We start from the raw sequence: 1026 nt of genomic DNA on the forward strand, positions 1-1026 counted from the left end.
AGCTTTGCAGGATAAAAAATTGCTAGAAGAACACAAGTCAGAAATCAATGACTTAAAAGCCCTAAAAATGCCCTCACAGGACACAAAAGAGGAACAGGCGAATAGTCAACCGCAAGAGGAATTAGAAACGCTTAAAGAGCAAATAAGAGCCTTGAATGATAAAATAAAAGGACAAGAAGAACTAAATAATCAAAGTTCTAAAAAATGGTATCAATTTTGGAAGTGACAAAAAGCCTATAAAATGAGATTTTAGGCTTTTTATTATTCAAGTGGCATAATTCTACTCAAAACCATTTAAGAGGGCTTAAAAGGCAAAACATGAGCTTCAAGCATTAAAGGGAGTGAAAAATTCATTTTTCAATTTCTTTAGTGCTTTTTCGTTGGTTTGCTCAACGACAGGAGCATTATTTTTTACTTTGTAAAAAATAGAGTTTTTTCAAAACTCAAATAAAAAAGTCCGGTCTTAAATTTTAAAAAACAAAAATTTTAGATCCGACTTGTTTTATTGTACACTTATCAGAATTTTCAACGGACTAAATTTCAAAATCATCATCACGTGCTTTATGTTTTGGACTTTGATTTTTTTGATAGGCTTCTAATCGCTGTTCTGATTTTTGATAGTATTGAATGTTTTTATCGACTTTATATAAAGTATCTCTTAAATCATCACGTTCAAGTTTTAGATTTTTTATTGTATCTCTGATAGTGGTATCTACATAATCTAAACTTTTGTTTTGTTCGACATACTCTATAATCTTTGTATCTAATTTATCTAATTGCTTTTCTGTTTCTTGATAGGTGGCTTTTAAGTCCTTTCCTATGGTTTCAAAACTTCTATCAAAACCAAGTCCTTGACTAATCAAGAAATCGAACTCATGAAAGACTTGTTTGAGTTTGATATTGGCATTGTCAGAATAAAGAGGGACATTTCCACTTTGTCGTTGTAGATTTTTAGCAACAGTTGTTCCATACATGATTTTATGGTTTGCCGGACTTTTCTTATCAAGATAAGAAAATCGGTCTTTA

General features: G+C 30.8%; 2 protein-coding genes. One reads left to right on the forward strand and one right to left on the reverse strand.

Translation table 11 applies throughout. The features are described 5' to 3' along the window. Positions 1 to 226 (forward strand): DNA-binding protein (locus ABZY44_RS37800; protein WP_356662093.1); only part of this gene is annotated, 226 nt, incomplete at its 5' end. 307 nt (positions 227 to 533) lie between these two features. On the opposite strand, the gene ABZY44_RS37805 is transcribed toward ABZY44_RS37800, so the two are convergent. Then, the coding region (locus ABZY44_RS37805) for a hypothetical protein (RefSeq protein WP_356662095.1) at positions 534 to 1026 on the reverse strand (493 nt) is incomplete at its 5' end.

Source organism: Streptomyces sp. NPDC006544, from assembly GCF_040611715.1.
Taxonomy (GTDB): domain Bacteria; phylum Actinomycetota; class Actinomycetes; order Streptomycetales; family Streptomycetaceae; genus Streptomyces.